At 65.5% G+C, this 18,183-nt stretch carries 15 protein-coding genes; 5 read left to right on the top strand and 10 right to left on the bottom strand.

Going from position 1 to position 18,183, the window contains the following annotated elements; genetic code table 11:
* Window positions 1–6: 6 nt before the first annotated feature.
* From RZN05_RS14535 to RZN05_RS14510, 6 genes are all read right to left on the bottom strand, one after another.
* A complete protein-coding gene (locus tag RZN05_RS14535) occupies window positions 7–2,121 on the bottom strand; it encodes a ParB/RepB/Spo0J family partition protein (RefSeq protein WP_317227316.1) in 2,115 nt (704 codons plus the stop codon).
* Between the two features lie 122 nt (window positions 2,122–2,243).
* Window positions 2,244–3,443: a DUF932 domain-containing protein gene (locus tag RZN05_RS14530; RefSeq protein WP_317227315.1), complete on the bottom strand. Its 1,200-nt coding sequence runs from the start codon at window positions 3,441–3,443 to the stop codon at window positions 2,244–2,246.
* A gap of 165 nt (window positions 3,444–3,608) precedes the next feature.
* Window positions 3,609–5,102: an SH3 domain-containing protein gene (locus tag RZN05_RS14525; protein ID WP_317227314.1), complete on the bottom strand. Its 1,494-nt coding sequence runs from the start codon at window positions 5,100–5,102 to the stop codon at window positions 3,609–3,611.
* A 58-nt stretch (window positions 5,103–5,160) separates the two neighbouring features.
* Window positions 5,161–8,424 carry an error-prone DNA polymerase gene (locus RZN05_RS14520; RefSeq protein ID WP_317227313.1) on the bottom strand — a complete coding sequence of 1,088 codons (3,264 nt, stop codon included), beginning with the start codon at window positions 8,422–8,424 and terminating at the stop codon, window positions 5,161–5,163.
* Complete coding sequence (locus tag RZN05_RS14515; RefSeq protein ID WP_317227312.1) at window positions 8,424–10,232, bottom strand: DUF6504 family protein; 1,809 nt, start codon at window positions 10,230–10,232, stop codon at window positions 8,424–8,426. Before RZN05_RS14515 ends, RZN05_RS14520 begins: the two co-directional genes overlap by 1 nt.
* Window positions 10,150–10,926, bottom strand: a complete 777-nt coding sequence (locus tag RZN05_RS14510) for an ImuA family protein (protein ID WP_317227311.1) — start codon at window positions 10,924–10,926, stop codon at window positions 10,150–10,152. The genes RZN05_RS14515 and RZN05_RS14510 overlap by 83 nt, the downstream gene beginning before the upstream one ends.
* Window positions 10,927–11,249: 323 nt before the next feature.
* Between RZN05_RS14510 and RZN05_RS14505 the strand changes: the two genes are divergently transcribed.
* Both RZN05_RS14505 and RZN05_RS14500 read left to right on the top strand, forming a co-directional pair.
* Complete coding sequence (locus RZN05_RS14505) at window positions 11,250–12,206, top strand: hypothetical protein (protein WP_317227310.1); 957 nt, start codon at window positions 11,250–11,252, stop codon at window positions 12,204–12,206.
* A gap of 50 nt (window positions 12,207–12,256) precedes the next feature.
* Entirely contained in the window at window positions 12,257–13,519 is a 1,263-nt protein-coding gene (locus tag RZN05_RS14500; protein ID WP_317227309.1) for a DUF4062 domain-containing protein, read from the top strand.
* Window positions 13,520–13,569: 50 nt separating this feature from the next.
* Here the strand turns inward: RZN05_RS14500 and RZN05_RS14495 are convergent, their stop codons facing one another.
* From RZN05_RS14495 to RZN05_RS14485, 3 genes are all read right to left on the bottom strand, one after another.
* Complete coding sequence (locus tag RZN05_RS14495; RefSeq protein ID WP_317227308.1) at window positions 13,570–14,838, bottom strand: SIR2 family protein; 1,269 nt, start codon at window positions 14,836–14,838, stop codon at window positions 13,570–13,572.
* A 101-nt stretch (window positions 14,839–14,939) separates the two neighbouring features.
* Entirely contained in the window at window positions 14,940–15,362 is a 423-nt protein-coding gene (locus RZN05_RS14490) for a DUF1810 domain-containing protein (RefSeq protein ID WP_317227637.1), read from the bottom strand.
* Window positions 15,363–15,364: 2 nt separating this feature from the next.
* Complete coding sequence (locus tag RZN05_RS14485; RefSeq protein ID WP_317227307.1) at window positions 15,365–15,973, bottom strand: SOS response-associated peptidase; 609 nt, start codon at window positions 15,971–15,973, stop codon at window positions 15,365–15,367.
* Window positions 15,974–16,022: 49 nt separating this feature from the next.
* Between RZN05_RS14485 and RZN05_RS14480 the strand changes: the two genes are divergently transcribed.
* The 3 genes from RZN05_RS14480 (at window position 16,023) to RZN05_RS14470 (ending at window position 17,650) form a co-directional block, all read left to right on the top strand.
* Window positions 16,023–16,547 carry an SOS response-associated peptidase family protein gene (locus RZN05_RS14480; protein WP_317227306.1) on the top strand — a complete coding sequence of 175 codons (525 nt, stop codon included), beginning with the start codon at window positions 16,023–16,025 and terminating at the stop codon, window positions 16,545–16,547.
* Window positions 16,548–16,557: 10 nt separating this feature from the next.
* On the top strand, window positions 16,558–16,962 hold the full coding sequence (locus tag RZN05_RS14475; RefSeq protein WP_317227305.1) for a hypothetical protein: 405 nt from the start codon (window positions 16,558–16,560) through the stop codon (window positions 16,960–16,962).
* A gap of 472 nt (window positions 16,963–17,434) precedes the next feature.
* Window positions 17,435–17,650, top strand: coding sequence for a hypothetical protein (locus RZN05_RS14470; protein ID WP_317227304.1), 216 nt, complete (start codon window positions 17,435–17,437; stop codon window positions 17,648–17,650).
* Between the two features lie 38 nt (window positions 17,651–17,688).
* Here the strand turns inward: RZN05_RS14470 and RZN05_RS14465 are convergent, their stop codons facing one another.
* Window positions 17,689–18,135: a DUF411 domain-containing protein gene (locus tag RZN05_RS14465; protein WP_317227303.1), complete on the bottom strand. Its 447-nt coding sequence runs from the start codon at window positions 18,133–18,135 to the stop codon at window positions 17,689–17,691.
* Window positions 18,136–18,183 lie beyond the last annotated feature (48 nt).

Here is an 18,183-nt window from a genome sequence, read left to right as displayed (position 1 = left end):
AGTGCTTCATTCGGCGGCGATGGCGAACGGCGCATCCGCGTCCGGTTCCGCCGGATCGGCAGCGAGCAAGGTCGCATCCTCATTCGCCATGGCCGGTGCATCCGGCGCGTCGGGTTCGAGCGGTCCCGGCGTCCGCAGTGGCTCGGCGAGCCAGCCGCTGCCGTCGAGCACGGTCTCGGCCTCGCGCGCCATGTCCGGCTTTTTGAGGCCGCCGAGCCGCGCCGAGACCTCGGCACCCTTCGCCTCCTCGACCGCCGCGAGGATGCGCGCCTTGGTCACGCGGCCGAGATAATTGTCGACCCTTGCCGTCCAGCCGGCCGCCACAAGATCGAGCCCGGATGCCCGCGCCAGGACATGCGAATGGGCGATGCGGCCAGCGACCGTGCGCGCCGATACCCGATTCTCATTGTAGCGGCTGGTCGGCTCCCACACCGCATTGATGCCGAACGAGGCGCAATGCGCGAACAAGGCGGCCTGCTCATCGGCGCTGAAGCCTGCGAGCGTGTCCCAGAGCTGTTCGGGATCGTCGGGCAGCCGCTGGCCCCAAGCCTCGTGGCGCTTCGCGATCGCCTGCGCCGACAGGCTATCGCCGAGCCCGGGCGCATGGGTGCCGAGGCTCCCGCCGCGGACCGAGATCTCGACGCAGCTCTCGGTGCCGGCATAGCGGTAGAAGCCATCGAGCACGAGCGCGTGGAGCACGGCCGCGAACGCCACCCCCGGGCTGAGCGCGACGGCATTGCGCAGCGCCAGCGTGCGCCAGGTGGTGAGCTCGGTCACCAGCCGGTCGGGCAGCGGCTTGCCTGGGTCCTCCTGTTCTTCCTCGTCCTCGCTCGGGTCCGGAGCCGTCAGCTCGCCACATCCCATCGCTGCCTGATCGGCGTCGGCGCGCTCGGCCAAGGCATCCGGGTCCGGCACCTCGTCATCGACGATCTCGAGCCCGGGCTCGTCCTCGGGCCGGACATAGCCGCGGTCGATGTCGAGGCCGCCCAGCCGGTCGATGCTGATGAACACACCCGCGCGCGCCACCTCCTCAGGATCATAGGCGAGCGGCCGCTCCAGGATCGCGGCGATCTCCTCGTCAATCGCGGTCACGCGGGCGTCGATCTCGTCGGAGATCTCGGGCTTGCCTGACCAGTCGTTCTCGAGCTGCTCGGCTTCGCGGCGCAGCGCCTCGAGCCGGGCTTCCTGTTCGTCGGTGAGCGGCGGCTGCTCGCCTTCGAGCATGCGCATGCCGGCATCGGCGTCGTAGGGAAATTCGACCGCGACGGCGATCCACTTCCACCCCTCACCGGCGATGCGGTCCGCCTCGGCCTTTAGCTTTTCGTCAACAAGGGCGTCGAGCAGGGCGACGTCCTGGACCCAGCCGCCGTCATCGGCCTCGAATAGGTCCCGCAGCACATAGCCGCCGGCCGCCTGATAGGCGTCTAGACCGACGAAGCGGACGCGCTTGTCCGATGCGCGCACCGTTTCCTCGGTGAGTTTGTGGCGGATCATCCAGGGCTGCTTGTTGTGGCTCGACTGGAGCAACTCCCAGACCTGCTCCTGGCGCGCATGGTCCTCGGACACCGAGAAGGCCATGAGTTGCTCGAGCGTCATCCAATCCTCGGCATAGATGTCGTGGAGCCGCGGCGAGACCGAGGCGAGACGGAGGCGCTGCTTCACCACCGCGGGCGTGGTCATGAAGGTCGCGGCGATCGTCTCGACATCGCTGCCCTGGCCGGCGAGCTGCTGCATCGCGCGAAACTGGTCGAGCGGGTGGAGCGCTTCGCGGTGGGTGTTCTCGGCGAGCGAATCCTCCTCGGCCGAGATCTCGTCATCCTCGCGCACGATGCACGGCACCGGCGCCGTGCGCGACAGGCGCTTGGCCTTGACGAGTTGCTGCAGCGCCCGGAAGCGGCGGCCGCCCGCCGGCACCTCGAACTTGCCGGTCTCGGCGCCGGACTCGTCGCGCTGCGCGCGTACCGTCAGACTCTGGAGTAGCCCGCGCCGGGCGATGTCGGTGGCGAGCGCGTCGATCGAGACGCCCGCCTTCACGCGCCGGACATTGGACTGGCTGAGCACCAGCTGGTTGAAGGGAATGTCGCGCGAGGCACTGAGCGCGATTTTGGTCGGCTTGGTCATGGGTCTTCTCCATGACGGGCGGCCGGGAGCCTCTCTCTCGACCCTCAACCCGTCATGGCGACGGCGCAGCCCTCTCCCTTTGGGGAGGACCGCGCCGGACCCGCGGGCAGGGGTTGCGGATGTCAGGCGGCACCCGCGAGCAGCTTCGCCGCCTTGCCCTCGAGCTCGAGCCGGGCGTCCTGATGGGGCTTGTCGCGTGCGACCGCGGTGATGCCCTGGACGAAGTCGAAGATGGACGCGGGCGGATGGCCCTCCTCGTCGAGCACCGTGGCGATGATCCTGCCGGTCTCCGCTTTGGAGAAGCCGCGCTTGCGCAGGAAGTCCTGCCGGTCCTCGTCGCTGCGCGCGACCACCCGCTGGCGCGCGGCCATGATGCCCGACATGAAGGGCGCAGGCGAGGAGTCGGCGAAAGTCTCGAGCGCAGGTGCCGCCTCATGCGCGAAGCGGTTGGCGGCAAACTTCGAGTGGCGGATGCTGATCTCCTCGAAGCCCTCGGCGCCCCAGATGTTGCGGTTCATGCAGACCGCGCGCAGATAGAAGCTCGCCATGCCGAGCGTCTTCGAGCCGACCTCGCTGTTCCAGCAGTAGAAGCCGCGGAAATAGAGGTCGGGATCGCCGTTGGGCAGCTTGCCGGCTTCGATCGGATGCATGTCGTCGACGAGGAACAGGAAGACGTCGCGGTCGCTCGCATAGAGCGTGGTCGTGTCCTTCGTCACTTCGACGAACGGGTTATGGGTCATGGTCGCCCAATCGAGCATGCCCGGTACCTTCCAGCGCGTGTCGCCGGTGCCGTTGCCAGCGATCCGCATCACGGCCGCGACCAGCTCGTGATCCCAGATCCTGCCATAATCGGGACCGGTCACGGCGCGCAGCTCGGTGCGCCCGTCCTCGGTCTCGAGCGTCTTGATGAGCTCGCCGCGATGGGTCAGCAGGCCGTGCTGCAAGTTGATGCCGGAGAGCGGTGCGGGCAGCTGCCGCAGATAGCCGGACGGCGCGCCGACCAAGCCGCAGAGCTGGCCGAACGACCAATGGGTTGGCGCGACCGGAGCGTCACGGCCGGGGAGCAGAAGCGCCAGCCGCTCGGGATCGTCGCGGCTCGCCTCCACCCGAACCTGGCGGGTCTCCACGGTCCGGGTCGAGGCGCGCCGGGCCCGCGCCTCGACCGCCGCGTGAAGCTCGGTGAGCGACAGGAAGCGCTCGTCGTCGGGCCGCGAGAACCATTCGGACGAGACGCGGCCAATGCGTTGCCCGCGCGAGATGTCGACCTTGTACGAGCCGGAACGCGGTGGCGGCGCGGATGTGTGGTTGAGGACAGTTGCCATGGAGATTCTCCGCGACGGGCGCCGAGAGACTCTCTCTCGGCCCTGACCCGTCACGGCCGAACCGGCCGCACTCTCCCTCTCCGGGGGGCGTTGCGGGGCGGCGCCCCGCAGAAGGGGTACGACCAGACGCGGCTCGGCGTCAGGGGAAGGCCTTCCCCTTATATCTCACTCAGGCGCTACGCGAAGATTGCCGCGATGTATCCACCCCTCAGCCGGGGCGTCCGAACTGTAGTCGTACACCGCCACGCGCGCCCAATCGCCGCGGGCGTCACGCACCTCTACCCATTGATCCGGGTAGACAATTCTGATCACCAGACCCTGCCGTTCGGGCGCCGCCCGCAAATTGGCCCGGCCGTGAACATAGCGGATATGCTTGCGGTCGCCCACATCGCGCGCTGCTTCGAAATCGGCGCGAAGGCCTTTGATCTCCGCAACGGCTTCGACCATCTCCTTGTTGGGCTCGGCCTCCCCGCGCCACGGGATAAGGTCGGGATAAAGCGCCAGGATGGCGGCAACGGCCGCGATCAGGGAAACGACACCCGCCTTCTGCACTTCGGATCTGGCCCAGCCCGCTGCACCCCGGATCAGCCCGATAACTGTTTCGAGCAGCGCCAGGCGCTCCGCAGGCGACGCTTCGTCATCGTCCAAGGTCTCGATCGCATCGAGGACAGCATCGAACAAGGGAGCCTCGCGGCGTTCCGTGTCATACTCGTGAAGAAGGTCGGACGCCGCGCCTCGCGCGATCTCGCCTTCCAGAGCAAGCGAAGCGAGGGACTGATAGCCGGGCCGGTACATCGCCGCGGCTTCCCGCTCGAACTGCGACATCATCGACGATGCCGTAAGCCCCTGCGCCGCCGCCAGGACGGAACTGGAGATGCCGAGGCCCAGAAGCCGACTGGCGGAGATCCAGCGATCGCGATCCATCTGGGTGAGCCCCAGGAGTTTCGAGAGGTTGCCGATTGTGCCGATCTGCGCGGTGGCGGCGAATAGCTTGCTGATCGTATCGTGTTCGCCAAAGGCCCGGCCGAAAGCGTCGCCGCGCGCGAGCTGTTCGAGCCGGGTTTGCTCGATCATTCCCAGGCTCAGCCGATCGACGGTTCTGCCCAGTTCCGCCAATCTGTTGTAGCGATGGAGCTCGCGCATCACGGAGCCAACACCTAACGATTGCGTGATGCGGCTTGCCGCCTCTTTCTGGCCGGTCTCGAAATCGAGGAGGTAGCGGCGAGCGCCCACCAACAGCCTGTCGGTCGGCCTTCCTTCTCCGTCCGATCCGACGGTGTCTGCACTTCCCTCGGTGTTGGCACCTTTTTTCCTGCTGGCGCCGAGCGACCGGAAGATGGGAGTCGCCGCGACGAGTAGCTGCTCGGCGATCGTTTCGAGCTGACCGGAATCGAGTTCTTCGACGAAGGCGGCATCCAGCCCCGGCTTGTCCGCTTCCTCGACATCTTCCGGCGGCGCCACGCGCTCGCGCAGCAACACCCGCAAGAAGTCAGCGCCATCGGCCCACCGACGGCGCCGTTCGCCCTCCCCGAACCATTTGAGGAACGAGACGGTTCGAATGCGAACGGAGACTTCCCCGATCCCGGGCAGCACCGCCTTGGCCGGCTTCAGGGCCTGCGAGATATCGAAGCTTTTCTTCGGCGACACATCATCGGACATCGGAACGGTCTAGCATGATCGTGATCATCGCGACCTAGGCTGTCGATGTGGGCCGCGCCTAGTGGAAATCATGGCTGCGCACTTTGATCAAATCCTCGGGATCAACCCCGTTCGGAAAGGGCGGCGAGTATAGGTCGCGCGGCTTCCAGCCCGGATCGCCGCGGTCGGGACTGCCGGCATGGGTCGCGCCATCGCCGCGGCCGAAGGGCACGGGCATATCCATCCTTCCGATCGAGCGCAGCATCTCGTCGCGCGGCACCACGCGATCGACGATGACATGGATGACCTGGCCTTCCTTCTGGAGCCGCCCGCGCAGTGACACCATGGATGCCGACATCACGGCGCGGCGCTGCTTCTCAAACCGGTCGGGCCAGAGGATGCCGTTAGCGACGCCGGTCTCGTCCTCGATGGTGATGAACAGCACGCCGCGTGCTGACCCCGGCCGCTGGCGGACGAGGATCACGCCCGCGACCTCGACATGGCGCCCGTCGCGGATGCCCGCGAGATCGCCGCAGCGCACGACCTTTTCGGCGGCGAGCTGCTCGCGCAGGAAGGACAAAGGATGCGCGCGCAGCGACAGCTGAAGCGAGCGATAGTCCTCGACCACCTCGCGCCCGTCGGTAAGCGGCTGGAGCGTGACGCGCGGCTCGAGCCCCTCGGGCGAGAAGCCGCCTTCGCGGGCGTCGGCGGCGGCGAACAGCGGCAGCGGTGCTTCGCCGAGGCCCTTGACCTTCCACAGACCCTGCCGGCGATCTTCGGCTATGCAATGAAAGGCATCGGCCTCGGCGAGCCGCTCGATCGCGGCGCGCGGCACGCCGGCGCGGCGCCAGACCTCCTCGACGCTTTCATAAGCCGCATTGCCCCGCGCCACCGCGATCGCCGCGCCATGGACATTGGCGAGCCCGCGCACCTGACGGAAGCCGAGCCGCACCGCGAGGTGGCGGCCGCCCGGCTTCGGCGGCTCGAGCGTGCAGTCCCAATGGCTGTGGTTGATCGAGACCGGCCGCACCTCGACACTGTGCAGCTGAGCGTCGCGGACGATCTGGGCGGGCGCGTAGAAGCCCATCGGCTGGGCGTTGAGCAATGCCGCACAGAAGACATCGGGATGATGATGCTTCATCCAGCACGAGGCATAAGCGATCTTGGCGAAGGAGGCCGCATGGCTCTCGGGAAAGCCGTAGGAGCCGAATCCCTCGATCTGCTTGAACGTCCGCTCGGCGAAATCCTGCGGATAGCCGCGCGCGACCATGCCCCCGACCAGCTTGTCGTAGAAATGGCTGACGCCGCCGGTCAGCTTGAAGGTCGCCATGGCGCGCCGGAGCTGATCCGCCTCGGCCGCGGTGAACCCGGCGCCGACGATCGCGACCTTCATCGCCTGCTCCTGGAACAGCGGCACGCCCAGCGTTTTCTCGAGCACGGCGCGCAGCTCGGGCTTGGGATATTCGGGCTTCTCCTTGCCCTCACGCCGGCGCAGATAGGGATGGACCATGTCGCCCTGGATGGGGCCGGGCCGGACGATCGCGACTTCGATGACGAGATCGTAGAATCGAGTCGGCTTCATCCGCGGCAGCATCGACATCTGCGCGCGCGATTCGATCTGGAAGACGCCGAGCGTGTCGGCCTTCTGGATCATCTTGTAGACGTCGGGATCGTCGTCCTGGAGGTCGGCCATCCCGACCTTCACGCCCTTGTGGGCCTCGAGCAGGTTGAAGGCGCGGTTCATGCAGCCGAGCATGCCGAGCCCCAGCACGTCGACCTTCATGAAGCGGAGCGCGTCGATATCGTCCTTGTCCCATTCGATGATCTGGCGGTCCTCCATCCGCGCGGGCTCGATCGGCACCAGATCGTCCAAGCGGTCTTGGGTCAGCACGAAGCCGCCGGGATGCTGGGAGAGGTGGCGCGGGGTGCCGATCAGCTGGCGCGCGAGGCGCAAGGTCAGCTTGAGGCGATGATCACTGGAATTGAGGTTGAGGCTCGCGATCTGCTCGTCGGAGATGCCGTCCATCGACCAGCCCCAGACCAGCCCGGTCAGCATCTTGGTCAGGTCGCGCGGCAGCCCCAATGCCTTGCCCACCTCCGCGACGGCGCCACGGGTGCGGTAGCGCGTCACCACCGCGGTCAGCGCGGAACGGTGCCGGCCATAGGTTTCGTAGATCCACTGGATGATCTCTTCGCGGCGCTCATGCTCGAAATCGACGTCGATGTCGGGCGGCTCCTTGCGCTCGCCAGAGACGAACCGCTCGAACAGCAGCTCATGCTGGATCGGATCGATCGAGGTGATGCCGAGCAGGAAGCAGACGCAGCTGTTCGCGGCCGAGCCGCGCCCCTGACAGAGGATGCCGCGGCGACGACTCTCGTCGACGATCGCGCGGACGGTGAGGAAATAGGGCGCGTAGCCGAGCTCCCCGATCAGTTTGAGCTCATGGGCGATCTGATCGGCATAGGCCGAAGGCACGCCATCGGGGAACTTCGCCGCCGCCGCCTCCTGCGTCAGGAGGGTCAGCGCCTCCTGCGCGGACTTGCCGGCCATCACCTGCTCATAGGGATATTGGTAGCGGATCTCGCCGAGATCGAAGGTGCACATCGCCGCGATGTCCGCGCTCGCCTGGATCGCATCGGGGAAGGCGGCAAAGCGGCGCTCCACCTCTGCCGGCGATTTGAGATGCCGGTCCATGAAGCGCTCGCGCCGGAAGCCGAGCGCATCGACCGTGGTCCGTTCGCGAATGGCTGTCACCACGTCCTGCAGCGGACGCGCCTCGGGGGTGTGATAGAGAATGTCGCCGGTCGCGACCGCGCGCACGACCGTCTCGCGGGCGAGCGCATCGAGGGCGTGGAGCCGCTCGAACTCGTCGGGGCGGCGGCGCAGCGACAGCGCGCAATGAGCACGCGTGCCGAACAATGCGGCCAGTTCCAGCAAATGGTCGCGGGTGACGGCGTCGGCGAGGTCCGGCAGCAGGATCGCGACCAGTCCCCCGGCATGATGCGCGACGTCCTGCCAGTCGAGGATGCAAGAGCCCTTGCCGCCGCGCGCCTTGCCGCGCGACAGCAATCGGGTGAGTCGCGACCAGGCCTGACGGTCGGTCGGATAGAGCAACATTGCGCGCCCATCGGTCAGGTCGACGCGCGCGCCGGGGATCATCCGCACGCCGGTCGCCTTCTGCCCGTCCCAGCCGCGCACTACGCCGGCGACGCTGCCCCGATCGCACAGCCCGAGCGCGCGATGGCCCTGTAGCTGCGCGGCGGCGAACAATTCCTCGGGGGAGGAGGCGCCCCGAAGAAAGGAGAAATGGCTGGTCACCTGCAGCTCGACATAGGTCGTCATCAGCCGAAGAAGCCGTGTAGATACCAGCTGAGGTCGCCGGTCTCGGGCACGACGCCGTCGCCGCGCCGAAACACCCAGAAACGCTGTCCGCCCTCGACTTCAACGCGGAAATAGTCGCGCACCGCCCAAAGCTCGCGGTCGGTCCGCCACCATTCGCCATGGATGCGTTCGGGCCCGTCGCCGGCCGTGACGGCATAGGGCTTGCCCCGCCAGGTGAAGCGCCGCGGCGGATGGTCCGGAAGCAAGGCGACGACATGGCTGAGCATTTCGGGGCGCCGGAGCATGCGGACCGGCCGCTTCCAGGCTGGCCAGCCCGCGACGGTCGCGAGCGGGCCGGCGCGCCGCACGGCGCGCTCGGGCACATCGCTTTGCTCGAGAGTCTGCCGGAACACCGCCTGCTCCCCGGCGCGCCCGGCAAGCTGGTCGATCGCCGGTGCCAGGTCCGGCGCATCGCCGCTTTCCGGCAGCAGCGTGTCGCCAAGACGCGAACCGAGCGGTTCGCTGTGCGGAACGGCCAGGTGCATCGCCTCGATGCCGAGCCCCGGATCGATCATCTCGATCTTCAGGCCGAACATGCGCACGAGATGCCGGGCGTCGCGGGTCGCGCGAGATGCGCCGATCGCGATCCGCTGATCGGCGCCGTCGACGCGGACGGCGGTCAGCACGACGCTGCGAACCCCCAGTCCCCGCTGCTGGAGGACCAGCACCAGATCGTCGACCAGATCGGCGATCACCTGCGCGATCGATTCGGCGGTTCCGATCGGCTCGAGCAGCCGGCGCGTGACTTCGGGCGCCTCGAACGGAATCACCGCGACGATTGGCTCGGCCGCGCGCCCGAGCGCCTGGTCGAGCCGCTCGACGGCGGCAAGGCCGAGGCGGCGCGCCAGCGGACCGCGTGGCATCGGATAGAGGTCGCCGACACGTTCGAGCCCGAACCGCGCTGCGGCAACCAGCGCATCGGGCTGGAGGCGCAGCGCGGCCATCGGAAGGCCCGCCAAGGCCGAAGCTTCGGTGGATGGCGGCAGGATCGTTATCGACGCGCCGCCATAGCGGGCGAGGGCATGGGCAGCGCCCGGCGTGCCGGCGATGGCGATCGCGCCCGAGAAGCCGAGCCGCGCGAGAAAGCGCAGCACGTGACGGCAAAAGCGTGGCTCCCCGCCGAACAGATGGCTGGCGCCGGTCATGTCGAGCCAGATGCCGTCACTGCCGGACACGCTGACGGTCGGGGTCCAATGCGTGACGGCGTGGAGCGCGAGACGATCGAGCCAGATGCGGTCGGCCGCAGGATCGGCGTCCTGGACATCGAGATCGCCGACCAATGCACGAGCGTGGGCGGCGGCCATGCCGGGCGCGAGGCCCAGCCCCAGCGCGACCGGGCAGGCGGCGGTCACGATCTCGCGCTGTCCGACGCGTTCGATCAGCACCGTCGGGCGGCCCGATAAAGGCATCGCGACCGGCGTGAGTGCAGCACCGGCCGGGCCGCCTTCGTCCGGCCGCATCGCGCGAAACGGCGGATCGGCGGGCTCCGATCGCCGGCCGAGCACGCGCATGGGGGGTCGCTGATGCGCGGGAAGGCGAGCGATCTGCTCCTCGATATCGGCACTTTTCGCGGCGCCGTCGCGCGCCCAGCGTGCGCCGGGACGCCAGCTCCCGCCGCGCGGCACCGAACAGGCACCCGGGTCATCGTCGACAGGCGGCAGAATCGGCGTCGGGGACCAGGCGCGCTCAGGCGGCGCGGCTGGTCGCTGCAACCGGCGCAGCCGCTCGATCGCGAGCTGCGGCAGGTAGAGCGAGGCGACCCGTGTCATCGCATGCCTCGAGAATAAGAGAGAAGGGATTGCCGCCGCGCTGCCGGACGAGTTCGACCGACCAGCGGGACCGACCGACGCCGGGATAAGTAAGCCTGGCCGAGGGCGCGCAGCCGATGCGCCAGCGCGTGCAGGCGGCCGAGAGTTTTTCCAGCGGATCGCGTGCAGCCATGGCCCAGCGGCGCAGCAGTAGCATCGGGGTGTGGCCGTCGGCGGCAGCAAGCTGGAGGCGGCGCGTTGCGGTCTGGTCGGCGGCTTTCACTTCGGCGACGACCGCAGCGAAGCTGCCAAGGCGCAGACAGTCCTCGGCGAGGGCAAGCGCCATCGTCTCGTCCCGCGCCTCCAGATAGAGAAGCTTTGAAGGCGGGATGCCGGCCTGCTCGAGGCCGGGCGCGTACAGGTCGAACCGGGTCAGCGCCCAAGCGATGGACGCCGCCGGCGTATCGGCGAAGCGCGCTGCAAGTCCCCCGACGAACAAGGTCGCCGCGGCGTCGTCTCCCAGCGTCGGTGAGGCCGCGGCGATCTCGTGCAACCCACCGCCGTCGATCCCACCACTAGCAAGCCTCGAATCGAGCGCTTCGATTCCAAACGGCAGCAGCCGCACCTCACTCGCTTCAGGCGCGGCAATGCGCGCCTTCAGCTCAGCAAGCAGGCGCGCGCGATCGGTCTCGGCAAAGGCAGCTTCGGTTGGCATAAGGGAACAACGACTCGTTCGTTCCCATTATGTTCCGCTCTGGCGAGCGTTTCGTCAAGCCGCTCGACCACGAGCACCATCCTGCCCGGCATCCGTGGGTCGCAGGAAGTGCAGCTCTGCGCTTGTCGGAACGCCGCCGCCATGCTGCACCTTGAATTCCAGAGTGGCCCCGGGGGGATGAGACCATGAACGTAGCGATGGGCAATTCGATAGCCGCTAGCGGAAGCGCGGCCGCTGGCGGACTCTGGCTATCTCCCCCGGTCGTTGCCTCGCTCCTGACTCTCGCCGGAGTGATTGTCGGGCTTGTAGCCAGGGACATTGTCATGGCGATCTACCTGGCGAGAAAGAAACGCGCGGACGAACTCGCCGACCGCAAGGAAGAGGCTGGAAAAGTTCATCAGGACCTGGTGCGGCTATACTCGGATCCGCTCAAGGACGCGGTGACAAGCCTGAAGTACCGCCTCCAGGAGATCGTGGAGAAAAAGCAGGGGCGCTACCTGCTTGCTGATGCACCAAACATCCCGTTTCTGGAGTACAAACGGATCAGCACCGTGTACCGGATCGCCGCCGTGCTAGGCTGGATTAGAGCCATTCGGCGCGAGCGCAGTTATCTCGACCCGCAACAGGCTTCCGCTTCCGTCGAGATGCAGGCGATCGGCGAGTTCGAGGCCGCGTTAGCGGACGGTACCCACGTAGAGTTGCAGCGGATGGACGAGCTTTCGGCCCTTTGGCGCATTAACTCTATCGATCCGCAACTGAAGAATCATGTCGCTAGTCTGATCGACGGCGAGCGGGCGGCCCATCTTGCGACCAAGGGTGCGCTCACTCCCCGTGATCTTTCCGATGCCGACCAGCTTGATCTGGCCGAGCGTTGCGCCGAGATCCTCCGACGCCAGGCAGGTGTCGAAATCCCCAGCGATCTGGTTGCGGCAACCGCAAAACAGACGGCGATCACCTTCGGCATCAAGGAAGCCTATATCTACCGCGACTGGCAGGCCGCAATTGGCGATCTGATGCTTCAGGACGACAAGAACGGCGCTCGCCATTTTTCAGTTCTCGGCTTCGGCACGTTCGAGGACATCATCCTCAAAGGCCGCAAAAACAAGCAATCAAGCGCGGCACGCTGGTTCGACCGCCTCGAACGCCTCATCCATGATCTGGATATGACGCAGGAAGGTATGTTCGACGCGAGACGCGACCAACTGCGCAAGCTGTATCAATGCTGCATCAAGCTGGAGGCCGGCCTTGCAGCACGCATTGTTGCTCAGCCGAATGGCTAGCTTCTGCCGCACCGCCATCCCGGCTCGAAATCAAACCGTGTGGATTCCTTATGGCGCATCGCCCAACATTTTTCCTGTCCTCTACGATCTACGACTTTCGCGACCTGCGAAGCGCGATCAAGTTCAGCCTGGAGGCTCGCGGCTGCCGCGTACTTGCCTCGGAGTTCAACGATTTTGGGGGCGATCTCGATCAGCACAGCTACGAGGCATGCCTTACCAATATTGAGCAGGCAGATTATTTCGTTCTGCTGATAGGGGCGCGCGTCGGCGGTTGGTACGACAAGCCCAACCGTATCAGCATCACTCAGCAGGAATATCGAACCGCCTATGAGCTCCACCGACAGGGCATGCTCAAGCTGGTCACATTCGTCCGCAGCGAAGTATGGCAGTTTAAGGAGGACCGTAAAGAGCTAGCCCGCTCGCTGTCCGAGTTCGGGATCATCGAGAGCGAGCGCAAAGCAATCACGGCCGCTCCCAGCAAGTTCGCCAATGACGCCGAGTTCGTGAGCGGCTTCATCGCGGAGGTCGGCCGTAATCTAGAGACGGGCCGCGCTGTCTCGACGGGCTCCTTCAAGCCCACCGGAAACTGGATTCACCAGTTTCGCGACTTTCGTGACATACACGATGTACTCCAGCCGCTTGCCTTTACCGGCCTCACATCCGAAGACGCAGCATATAGAATAGCCCTGCAAGGCGAGCTGCTGCTCGTGATGAGTCAACTTCTCGAAAAGGATGCCACCGGGATCTTTGACCTTCGAGCGCCACTCAAGAGGGGGCTCGAGGCGCATCCCCTCACTGTTGAAGTCCGCGATCGAGGCTGGATCACCGTGGACCTGACGGTCTGGAACGCGTTCGCCACGGTCTTCTACGCGGCGTTAGGCACGCGCTTCGACACAGTGGTGATCGATGACGCGCTGACTTCGACAATCTTCCTGGACTATGACGCGGCGAAAGGGGCCTACGTTCAAAGTCCAGCTTACGAAGCCTTGTCGAAACTTTGGTCGGAGATCCGCCAATTCAACGAGTTGGGCACGACGGCGAATCTTTCTGTCCTTGGCGAGAGTTCGCCAAAGACCCTTGGCCGGAAGTCAGGTCAACACGATCTGCCGGCGGACAAGGTCGCGCTACTTTACTCGTACGCACAGCGATGGATCAACATCGTGTCCCTGTGCGAGGCGTTGATTCTCCATCTGGAAGGCCGTCCGTTCGTGATGCCTGCGCTGATGCCCTTCTCTCCCATCGCAGGATATGAGGAAGCGATACTAGCGGGACGCGTTTCGGTAGCCGATCTGCGCGCGGGGCTGGGTATCTGAGTTCGGGCGGTCATCCACCCTGCCTTTTGGGCTCTCCACGATATCCCCGCTCAGCTTGACAGGTGCCTGTTGAGCCGACGCTTTCTGGCCTTGGCGATCTTCGCCTGCGCACGGAGGTATTGGCTGACGAAGTCATTGAATTTTCCGTTGAATGAAACAACCGTCGGGTACCGGCCCTCGCGCAGCGGAAAGACCATATCGAGCCTCTTCCGCTTCGTCGCCGAGTCAGATGGATCGATGTAGAACAGGATTTTCTCCCGCCCATCTTCCGGTTCTTCGGCGAACTGCCTTAGAATGAAGCGCATGAGCGCGTCATCGTCTGGCAAGCTGTAGCCTACGATCACCAGGACCGTCGTTTCGCGTAGCAGCCGGACCGCCTTGGGAAACACCGCACGGAAGTAGCTGTCGCTGTAATCCTGCTCCCGCGAGGGAAGCATGACGACCGGTGGATTGGCTGCGATCTGCGACGGCGACCGATTCTCGTAATTGAAGACGAAGCCGTCCCCGTGGCGCAGGATCTCGAAACCCCCGTTGATCTTGATGAGCTGCCGAACGAGCCAATGGTCATGCATGACCTTGGCAGGCGCCATCCCCTCGATTTCAACGGGGGTCACGCCGCGATATCCATAGATGAATGTGCTGTCGTCCTCGCCGATGATGTTGTCGAGGATGGTTTCAATCACATTGTCGTAATTGGTAGAGATGAAGTGGGTGCGGAGTCCCTCGACCGTGTCCTGCGAGCCATCATCCCGATGCTCGAGGTCATTGAAGAAAGCCACGATCTCTCGCTGTTCAGGCGTCGCGTCCTTGATTCGAAACTTGGCGGCGTTCCGGTCGAACGGCTGCATGCCCGTGAGCTCGACGAACTTGGCGACGAGCGCCGCTGCAAGGGCTGAACGGATTGCCTTGATATTCTGGTCGTCGACATACCGTGAGCGCACGTCCGGATAGCGCGCCTGCATGTCGAGCTGATAAACAAGAGCCCGAACGCGATCGAAATCGAGTCCTTCGAACATATCGACCCCAAACGTTCGGGACAGAGCGCCGGGATCGGCGATCTTGTCGGCTTCCCGGCCACCCAGACGAAACAGCTCTGCGCTTGTAGGAAACTTTGGATTCCACGCCTTCGAAAAGCCCGCACCGACCCAGAAGGTAAGGTTGCGAAGTGGGGTGGCCGGTGCATTCTCGCCGTTCTTGTAGGTCAGATTGTTGACGATACCGACGAAGGTCTCAACGGCGGGATCGATCACCTGCTTCGCTTTCACACCTGAGGGGCTGGGTTTAGCGGGCTTTTTTACCTTCGCCTTTGGCTTGGCCATATCTCTCCTAACTCTGAGGATGAGTCTCTGCTTCCCTGTGTGGGTCAGACTCTCATGTTTATCTGGCGAATACGAGCTTATGGCCAACTAACGCAATTTGCTCACTCTCCCGATTGTTTGAGCGTCTGGGCATCGCGCTCGCCACCGAACCAACGATCGAGCGCGGCCGCGAACAGCGGCGTTGACCGCGCGGTCTCGAACAATGTCAGCGACGAGCGCAATTTCATCGCGTCGACCGCTCCGAAGACCGCGACAGGATCGCTGATGCGCAGGTCTTGAAGTGCTTCGACACATTCCATGTACCGGCGTCCGAGCACGGGGTGATCCAGATAGGCCTGCGCCTCCGCAAGCGAGCGGATGCCGAAGAAGCGGGCTGTCTCGCTGCGCCCGAGTCCGGCGAGCTGGGGGAAGATGAACCACATCCAGTGAGAGCGCTTGGCACCACGCCGGATCTCGGAAAGCGCGGTGGCATAGACCGGTGCTTGCGCTTCCACGAATCGGTCGAGCGATTCCGAACCCGACAAGTTCAAAGCAGCGCTGCCTGAGCGGGAAAGGGCGGATAGACCCGGGTTACCTCGAGGCTGCCCTTCGGCAGAATGCCCAGTACCTCCTGGGCCGGCACTTGCGGATCAAGCCACGCTGCCCAGCGGTCGCGCGGCAGCACCGCGACCTGTCGCGAGTGATAGGGGGCGACGTCCTTGCCGGGCTCAAGCGTCAGCATCGTAAAGGCTTCCCCTTGCGGGCTCTCCCGCCAGATGCCGGCGATGCAGAACCAGCGGTGCCCAGCCATGGTGAAGAGCCATTTGTCCTGGCGCTTCTGCTTGGGGTCCTCGGGCTTGGTGAACTCATAGAACCCGTCGGCGAGGATCAGGCACCGGTTCGAGCCGAACTCGCGGCCCTCGGCGCGGAAATTGTACACCGGCTTGCCTCCTGGTCCCGGCCAGCTCCAGCGCCGGTTCACCAATTCGCCGCCGCGGCCGCCGCTCCGGACGATCGGCGCAGTGTCGGTGATCTTGATGTCCTCGCGCGCCGCGACGTTAGGTGTGCCCTCGGGGAGGTCAATCTTGATCTCGAGGTCGTCGAAGTCCTCCATGATCGAGGCGATATCGACCTCCAGCCGGTAGTCATTGCACATCCACGTCCTCCGATTTGCACCGCGCGATTGTTCGCATTATGTTCTCACCATGAAAGCGAGTCCCTTCGAGTCGGAAGCGCCTCTCGGCACCCGTCGCGCCATCATCCGGCGCAACCCGGATAACATGCAAGCGGTCGAGATGATCGAGGCGGCGTGGGGCATGCAGCTGGGCGACGACGCAGCCAAGCCGTTCAAGTTCCTCCGCGCCGAGGGCAAGCAGTTCCGGACCCATCGTTGTCTGGTCCCCGCGAGCGAGTTCCAGATCAAGAATGGCGACCGGCGGTTCCGCGTCACGCTCGAGGACGGCAACTTCTTCTATCTCGCCGGCATGTGGCAGCCGCCGGTAGGCGACCGGCCGACGAGCTTCGCGATCGTCACGATCGAGGCCAATCCGGACGTGTTCTTCTACCAGGAGCGGCAGGGCGCGGTGCTGCTGCGTCGCCAGAACATGGCGTGGCTCGACCTTACCGTACCCCAGGAAGAGCTGCTCGTGGCGCTGCCTTCGCGCAGCTTCGCGATCGAGGAGATCCCCCCGCGTCAGCCTGAGCTCCGGCAGGCAGAGCTGGCATTCTGAAGGATCCGGCATGATCCCGTTTCAAGCGCAGATCGCTACGGTCATGCTGATCGCTAGCCCGATGGCGCGCCTCAACGCCGTGACGATCAGTGCTGCGCAGCTTCAAGGCGCGCTGGAGCGCTTGGCGTTGCTCCGCGGTGATTTCCATGACAAGCCGGTAGCCCAGGCACTGGCGCTTCAGGCGTTCGCCGCAGAGGAGGCTTCCGCCGAGAATGACGCCGCGGCTGCGCTGCATGCCCGTATCGTGGCGCTCGCCAGGTGGACGGCCGCCCACGATCCCCACCGCCAGTCCGATGCAGAAGCCGTGATCGAGGCGGCCTCGCGCTTTCCCCTCAGCGAGAGCGATGACGGGGTGATATTCGAGCCCGGCGGCTTCCAGGAGATGATCCGGTTTATCGAGGAACTGCCTTGGTGAGCGCCGCGCCCTCGCCGCGAGCATAGCCCGGGCTTGATAGGCTCCATTGTTTATCCGCCATCTGTGGCGTATCGCAGCGGCAATGCCGCTCCTCCGTTCCAAGCCAGCATTGGTGCCGCTTCTGGCCGGCCTGTTCGCCTTGGCTCAGATCATGTCGGCATGCGGTGTTGCCGCAGCCCCCGCCCCGATGCAGGGCGTGCAAGCGGCAGCTTCGATGGACTGCCATGACGCGCCGCCAGCAAGGCCGGCAGACGACAGGGCACCGCATCAGAATCACCAGGCCGTCTGCGCCACCGGCTGCGTCGTAGTGCCGTCAGCGGCCACGCCATGCGCATCCCGCGCGCCTGATCGAGAAAGCACGCACGAGGCCGGAGCCAAGCGGCTTGTCGGCTGGGAGGGGCGCCCGGCACCGCCTCCGCCTCGAGAGCCGGTCGCCTGAAACGACCAAGCTCAATCAAGAGGATATAATCACATGAAGACGTTCAAGTTCGTTGCCGCGGCGTTCGCGCTCACCCTCTCCACATCCGCGTTCGCTGCGGCCGACTGCTGCAAGGCCGGCGCGGAATGCTGCAAGGAAGGGAAGGACTGCTGCAAGGAGAAGGACGGGAAGAAGTCCTGCTGCTGCGACGATATGAAGAAGGGCGGCGATCACGCCGGCCACGACATGTCGGGCGCGCCGAAGAAGTAAGGACGGGAAGGGGAGCGCGAGGCGCTCCCCTTCTTGTTTCAATGACGCGCGAAGACGCGTCGGCGACCCGGCCCGAACGCCACCACTTCGAAATGGTCGGCCTTCATTCCGGGCATCTCCATCCCCGGCGAACCCATCGGCATCCCTGGGACCGCGAGGCCGCTCACGCCTTTCGGCCGGGTTGCCAGGGCGCGCTTCATGTCCGCGATCGGCACATGTCCCTCGAAGGTCATGCCGTCGATGATCGCGGTATGGCAGGAGGCGAGATCCGCAGGCACGCGTCGCTGCTTCATGAATGCCTGGCGCTCCGCGTCATCGACGATGCGCACCGCTCGGCCGAACTGCGCCTTCACCTGCTGCGCCCATTTCTCGCAGCACGGGCAGCCTGGATCGCGGTGCATCAGCACCGGGTCGGCAGCGATCGCCGCAGCGGGCACGGCGAAAGCGAAGGCGGCGGCGATCAAGCGAAGACGGTTCATGGGCATGTCCTGACGGTTCGCCCCTCCGCCCGCAAGCCGGAAGGAGAGGCATTG

The sequence above is a fragment of the Sphingomonas sp. HF-S4 genome (assembly GCF_032911445.1).
GTDB lineage: Bacteria > Pseudomonadota > Alphaproteobacteria > Sphingomonadales > Sphingomonadaceae > Sphingomonas > Sphingomonas agrestis.
Note: the sequence above shows the minus strand (reverse complement) of the source record. Positions and strands in the feature narration are given on the sequence as shown.